This is a genomic window from Microbacterium sp. (assembly GCF_030149085.1).
GTDB lineage: Bacteria > Actinomycetota > Actinomycetes > Actinomycetales > Microbacteriaceae > Microbacterium.
On record NZ_JASBSF010000082.1, the window covers coordinates 22,977 to 29,310 of the forward strand.

A 6,334-nucleotide genomic window follows, 5' to 3' on the forward strand; every position below is an offset into this window, starting at 1 on the left:
TCGCCTCCTCCTCCGAGCGCGGCCGCGAAGGCCGTCCTCGGGCCCACTTGACGTAAGGCGCGCGTGTGTGGCAGAATCAATTTCTGCACATCAGAAACTATGCCTCGGCCCGCTTCGACGTGCGACGTCGGAGCGGTGTCGAAGCATTACACTACGGATAGGCGCGACGATGAGCACTTCCAGCATGACGATCTACGACGAGATCCGTCGCGGAATGATACCGGCGTACATCTACAACGACGCGGAGATCTTCGCGCGCGAACGAAAGAACCTTTTCAGCCGCGCCTGGCTGTTCGTGGGCCACGAGTCCGAGATTCCTCAGGCCGGCGACTACGTCGTCCGGCGAATACTCGACGACTCGTTCATCATCGTCCGCGACGAGAAGGGTGAGATCCGCGCCCACTTCAACATGTGCCTGCATCGCGGCATGCAGGTCTGCCGGGCCGAGATGGGGAACGCCTCGCACTTCCGCTGCCCGTACCACGGGTGGTCCTACCGCAACGACGGACGCATCGTCGGACTCCCCTTCCACGAGGAGGCCTACGGCGGCGAGGCCGGGTTCAGCCGAAAGGGCGCACGGCTCCTGCCGGCGCCGAACCTCGGTATGTACAACGGCCTGATCTTCATCAGCATGGACCCGGATGCGCCGAGCCTCGAGGACTACATCGGCGACTTCAAGTTCTATCTCGACTACTACACCCGGCAGAGCCCCAGCGGCATCGAGCTCCGGGGCCCGCAGCGGTGGCGCGTCAAGGCGAACTGGAAGATCGGCGCCGAGAACTTCGCCGGCGACATGTACCACACGCCCCAGACGCACACCTCGGTCGTCGAGATCGGGCTGTTCCGCGAGCCGAAGGCCGAGAAGCGCAAGGACGGCAACACATACTGGGCCGGCAACGGAGGCGGCACGACCTACAAGCTCCCGCCGGGCACGCTCGAGGAGCGGCTGCGGTACGTCGGCTACCCGGACGAGATGGTCGAGCGGATGAAGGCGACCTGGTCTCAGGAGCAGCTCGATGTCATCGGCCGCGACGGGTTCATGATCTCCGCGGCCTCGCTCTTCCCGAACATGTCCTTCGTCCACAACTGGCCCAAGGTCGAGGAGGGTTCGGACGAGGACGTGCTCCCGTTCATCTCCATCCGGACGTGGCTTCCGATCAGCGAGGACGAGACCGAGGTGTACTCCTGGTTCGCGGTCGACGCTGAGGCTCCGGAGGAGTTCAAGGCACTGTCGTACAAGGCCTACCTGATGTGCTTCGGGTCGACGGGCATGTTCGAGCAGGACGACGTGGAGAACTGGGTCTCGCTCACGAACACGGCGAAGGGATCAATGGCGCGGCGCCTGCTCCTGAACAGCCGCATGGGCATCCTCAAGGATGGATCGCCGGTCGTCGAGCCGCTCGGCCCCGACCAGTTCGCCGGCCCCGGCGTCGCGCACGTGGGCTACGGCGAGTACAACCAGCGCCATCTGCTCCACCGCTGGGCGGACTACCTGGAGTCGGAGTACGAGGGCGTCGACTTCCGTGCCCTGTCGATCGGCGGCGAGCCGCCACTGGATGTCGAGCCCCGACCTGCGGGCATCACGAACAATGGTCAGAAGGTGGTCCGATGATCGAGGAGACCGGCAAGGCAGTTTCCGAAGTCTCCCGGCTTCGCAAGTCGTCAACCCTCGCCGACCGGGTGGGCTCGTCCCTGCCCTTCACGAGCGAGCTGCACGCCACGATCCATCGCTGGCTCGTCGAAGAGGCCTACACTCTCGACCAGCAGCGGTATGAGAGCTGGCTGGACATGCTGACGGAAGACATCCACTACGTCATGCCCGTCCGCGTGACCACCGCACTCGGCACGCCCTTCAGCACGTCCCCCGGGATGGCGCACTGGGACGAGAACAAGTACTCGCTCAGCCGGCGCGTCGCACGGTTCCTTACCGAGCATGCCTGGACCGAGGACCCTCCGTCCCGGCTGCGTCACTTCGTGACCAACGTGCGGGTGTTCGAGACCGACGTGCCCGGCGAGGTGCTCGCCGACTCCGCGATGCTGCTGTTCCGCAGCCGAGGAGACGTGAACGAGCCGTCGATCATCTCCGCCCACCGGGAGGATGTGTTCCGTGACGTCGGAGGCGAGTACAAGCTCGCGCGCCGCGTCATCCTCGTCGACGAGTCGGTGCTGCGCACCCAGAACCTGGCGATCTTCCTGTGACCCTGGAGTGGGAAGGCGCCGACGTCGATCGGGCCGCCGCGATCGCCGCCGCCGAGGAGCGCGCACGTTTGGTCGCGCGCACCGTCGGCGAGCCGCTCACGATCGCCAACGAGTTCTCTGAGATCACGGTGAGCCGGGTCGAGACCCGCAACGGGACGCGTCTGCTCATCGACTCTCCGAAATCCGGACAATGGATCGCACTCGACCCGCTCGAGCTGGAGGCGCTCACCTGGCAGACCGTCCAGACGTTCTCAGCGATGATCGGGTCGCCGTACGCGCCCGTGTTCCCCGACCCCGACCCATCATCAACGAGGAATGACCATGGCCACGGTGAAGGCTGACCTCTCCCTCTGCCAGGGCTACGCGAACTGCGTCGTGGCCGCGGGAGACTACTTCGACATCGACGACGACGGCAAGGTCGTGCTCTTGCAGCTCGAGGTGCCGGACGCGGAGCGCACTCGCGTCGAGGAAGCCGCCCGAAGCTGCCCGGTCTCGGCGCTGTCTGTCGAGGGTTGAGCCGATTCGCATGTCTCACGTCGTCGTCGTCGGTGCTTCCGTCGCCGGAGTCAAGCTCGTACAGAATCTTCGTTCGGAGGGGTTCACCGGCGCGATCACGCTGGTGGACCAGGAGAGCCATCCCCTCTACGACCGTCCCCCGCTGTCGAAGAAGTACCTCAGCGGCGCCGCATCCGACCCGGAGATCGCGCTGACGACGGCGGAAGCGCTCGAAGGCCTGCGGGTCGAGACCCGTTTCGGCGTCGCCGCGACCGAGCTGGATCCTGCCGGCAAGACGCTGACGCTCGCCGACGGCAGCGAGCTGACCTACGACATCCTCGTCATCGCGACGGGTGCCCGAGCTCGCCGAACCCCGTGGGCTTCCACTCCCGGCGTCCACGTGCTGCGTACCCGCGCCGATGCCGACGAGCTGCGCAAGGAGCTCGTTCCGGGCCGCCACCTCGCGGTGGTCGGCGCCGGATTCATCGGCGCCGAGGCGGCCGCCACAGCGCTTGCGGCCGGTGTCAAGGTCACCATCATCGAACCGATCGGTGCTCCGATGGGCCGGGCGATGAATATGGAAGTGGGCGGTATCTTCGCGGAGAAGTACCGCAGGGAGGGTGCTGAGCTACGCTTCGGCGTCTCCGTCGAGAACGTCGAGCGCACGGGTGACCGCGTCCAGGTCACGCTCACCGATGGCGCGACGCTGGATGTCGACGCTGTCCTGCTCGGTATCGGAGCGGTCGTCAACACGGAGTGGCTCGAGTCGTCGGGCCTCGCGCTGGATAACGGTGTCGTCTGCGAAGGCACGCTTGCCGCCGTCGGCGTCTCCCACGTGTATGCGATCGGCGACGTGGCACGATTCATGAACCGACGGCATCCCGACCCGATCCGGTTGGAGCACTGGACGAGCGCGACGGATCAGGCGCTGATTGTCGCGCATAACATCGCTCACCCGGATGACCTGCGCAGCTACGACCCGACGGAGTATGTGTGGAGCGACCAGTACGACTGGAAGATCCAGATCGTCGGGCATACCGGATCTGATCACTGGACGATGGTGGGCGACCCTGCGCAGGACCGCTTCGCCGTCGTGTACGGCGAGAGCCAAGGGCAGGCCGAAGGTGCCGTCATCGTGAACTGGCCGCGTGCCCTCGTCGACGCCCGCCGCTCGGTCGCCTCGCGAGCGAAGGCGGACGAGCTGATACATCGGCTGCGCGCCCTCCTCGAGCCCTCGAGCACGGCTCCGGCGAAGGCGGCCGCCCGATGAGAGCTGACGACACCACCCTCCCCCTCCTGCACGGTCACCGCATCCCGCGAATCGGGGTGGGCACGTGGCCACTCACGGGAGACGAGTGCGCAACGATGGTCGAGAAGGCGGTCGGCTACGGTTACCGCCTGTTCGATACGGCGTACAAGTACGCGAATGAGGAGGCCGTCGGTGCCGGTCTGCGTGCATCGGGCATCCCTCGTGACGAGGTCTTCATCACGAGCAAGTTCAACAAGGAGGACCACAGCGTCGAGGGAGTGCAGCGCGCGTACGACCGATCGCTGAAGACCCTTCGCGTCGACTACCTCGATCTGTTCCTGATCCATTGGCCGGTTCCGGCCCTCGACCGATACGTCGAAGCGTGGAAGGGTCTGGTGAGACTGCTCGAAGAGGGACGAGTGAAGGCGATCGGCGTCTCCAACTTCAAGTCTCACCACCTTCAGCGCGTCGTCGACGCGACCGGTGTCGTCCCCGACGTCGATCAGATCCAGCTCAGCGTCGACATCGCCCGTGTCGAACAGCGCAGCTTCCAGCGCGCTCACGGCATCCTGACCGAGGCGTGGAGCCCGCTCGGACGCGGAGGAGCCCTGCTGTCCGATCCCGCGGTGACCGCGATCGCGTCGAAGTATGACAAGTCGCCCGCACAGGTCCTACTGCGCTGGCACATCGAGGAAGGGATCGTTCCCGTCCCGCGCGCCGGCGATGAGAAGCATCTCGCGCAGAACATCGACGTCTTCGATTTCACGCTCAGCTCGGAGGATATGGCGACGCTGAGTGGGCTGGATCAAGGCGAAGAAGCCGCCCGCGACCCGGACGATCCGGCCAACGGGCACTGAGGCCCACGGCGGCGGGTCGGTCGCTCCCGCAGCCACGCTCATCAGCGGCGTGTTCGCGTGCGCAGCGCATCCATGGGCGCTACGACGACCCGGGCCGGTTCACCCCAACAGTTCGGCGAGGCGGATCGCGGCGTCCTGCAGTGACCGCGCTAGGGACTTGACCTTGCCCGGCGGTAACCGCTGCACGGGCGCGGAGGCGTTGATCGCCAGTCGCAGTCCCGACGAGACGTGGACCGGGACCGCGACGCTCGCCACGCCGTCCTCGCTTTCCTGCCGATTCACGGCATAACCGTCCAGTCGTGTCCGAACCAGTTCGGCGACGAGTTCGTCTCGGGAACGTATGGAGTTCGGTGTGACGATCTCGAGCTGCTCGTCCGGGTACAGCCGGAAGAGCTGCTCGTCGCTCAGCTCGGCAAGCAGCGCCTTGCCGGTCGAGGTGCAATGCGCCGGCAGGGTCTTGCCCAGTCTCGAAACCACGCGCACGGCCACATCGGGCTCGGCAACGGCGAGGAATCGGACATGGTTGCCCTCGAGCGTGCCCAGGTGGCAGGTCTCACCGAGGGCGGCGCTGAGGTCCTCGAGGATCGGCTGCGCCAGTCTCGGGACATCCATCCTGCGCAGCACCGAGAAGGCCACCGTCGTCAGCGCCGGGCCAGGGCCGTAAGCCTTGGTCACCGGGTTCTGCCGCACGAAGCCGCGCCATGCCAGCATCGCGAGAAGTCGGTGCGCGGTCGAGGTCGCCACCCCGAGGAGGGCACCGGCGTCCGTGAGCCGCAGCTCGTGCTCCTCACCCAGCAGCAGGATCAGCTTCAGCGCGTTGTCGACCGACTCGATCGGATACTGGGGTGGATCGCCCGGCGACCCGAGCTGTCGATTCTGCACGGCAGAAAGCTTACTTGCAACGTGGGCGCGCTCCTCCTGCACCGCGCGCTCCGATGCCGACCCGACAGGCGGGAGGATCGTCTCCGCGGTGCCACTGCAGCCCGTGCCACCCCACGCCGCCCGCGTGGCTCCCTGTGACGGCCCCGACGGCCCAGGCGCTCTACGGTCGGAGCAGGACCTTCAGGCTGCTGGACGCGTCGCGGGACTGCTCGAAGGCGGCGGCGGCATCGTCGAAGGCGAACTCGTGGGTCGCCAGCGGCGACAGATCGATCCCCTGGGCGTCGGACGCCTGACGATCGACTCGAGGACGGCCTCGTACTCGCGATGAGCGATGGCGAACGACTGCGGGTGCCACAACTGATAGATGTGTAAGCAGCGTTCCGGGTAGGAGTCCACTACCCGCCCCAACGGGATGTCTGCACGCGCGACGCAGCAGCGGAGGAACGCGTGGTGCGCCACCAGCCAGGCGCCCATGTCACCGACTGCCAGCGCCGCATCCATTAGCGTCCCGTACTCGCGCGAAGCGCCGATCTCGGAGCGCAGCATCCGTCCACCGTCCGGCGCGCGCCTAAGGACTCCAGCTGAAGCCGGACACCGTAGAGCTGGTCGACCTCTTCTACGTCCGGGTGATACACCGTCGCTCGGCGATGGT

The 6,334-nt window shown here is 66.4% G+C and carries 8 protein-coding genes; 7 read left to right on the forward strand and 1 reads right to left on the reverse strand.

Annotated elements, in window-relative coordinates:
• The first annotated feature begins 184 nt into the window (after positions 1-184).
• The 6 genes from Q1V87_RS03505 to Q1V87_RS03530 are packed head-to-tail and all read left to right on the forward strand — an operon-like array spanning position 185 to position 4,800.
• Positions 185-1,612, forward strand: coding sequence for a Rieske 2Fe-2S domain-containing protein (locus tag Q1V87_RS03505; protein ID WP_082802833.1), 1,428 nt, complete (start codon positions 185-187; stop codon positions 1,610-1,612).
• Entirely contained in the window at positions 1,609-2,199 is a 591-nt protein-coding gene (locus Q1V87_RS03510) for a 3-phenylpropionate/cinnamic acid dioxygenase subunit beta (protein WP_062633826.1), read from the forward strand. The genes Q1V87_RS03505 and Q1V87_RS03510 overlap by 4 nt, the downstream gene beginning before the upstream one ends.
• Positions 2,196-2,540: a hypothetical protein gene (locus Q1V87_RS03515; RefSeq protein ID WP_085603657.1), complete on the forward strand. Its 345-nt coding sequence runs from the start codon at positions 2,196-2,198 to the stop codon at positions 2,538-2,540. The genes Q1V87_RS03510 and Q1V87_RS03515 overlap by 4 nt, the downstream gene beginning before the upstream one ends.
• Positions 2,521-2,715: a ferredoxin gene (locus tag Q1V87_RS03520; protein WP_062633830.1), complete on the forward strand. Its 195-nt coding sequence runs from the start codon at positions 2,521-2,523 to the stop codon at positions 2,713-2,715. The genes Q1V87_RS03515 and Q1V87_RS03520 overlap by 20 nt, the downstream gene beginning before the upstream one ends.
• Positions 2,716-2,725: 10 nt before the next feature.
• On the forward strand, positions 2,726-3,964 hold the full coding sequence (locus Q1V87_RS03525) for an FAD-dependent oxidoreductase (protein ID WP_062633832.1): 1,239 nt from the start codon (positions 2,726-2,728) through the stop codon (positions 3,962-3,964).
• Positions 3,961-4,800, forward strand: coding sequence for an aldo/keto reductase (locus tag Q1V87_RS03530; RefSeq protein ID WP_005050739.1), 840 nt, complete (start codon positions 3,961-3,963; stop codon positions 4,798-4,800). The genes Q1V87_RS03525 and Q1V87_RS03530 overlap by 4 nt, the downstream gene beginning before the upstream one ends.
• Before the next feature lie 99 nt (positions 4,801-4,899).
• Here the strand turns inward: Q1V87_RS03530 and Q1V87_RS03535 are convergent, their stop codons facing one another.
• On the reverse strand, positions 4,900-5,682 hold the full coding sequence (locus tag Q1V87_RS03535; protein WP_039712028.1) for an IclR family transcriptional regulator: 783 nt from the start codon (positions 5,680-5,682) through the stop codon (positions 4,900-4,902).
• A gap of 88 nt (positions 5,683-5,770) precedes the next feature.
• Between Q1V87_RS03535 and Q1V87_RS03540 the strand changes: the two genes are divergently transcribed.
• A complete protein-coding gene (locus Q1V87_RS03540) occupies positions 5,771-6,010 on the forward strand; it encodes a hypothetical protein (RefSeq protein ID WP_194384079.1) in 240 nt (79 codons plus the stop codon).
• The last annotated feature ends 324 nt before the right edge of the window (positions 6,011-6,334 follow it).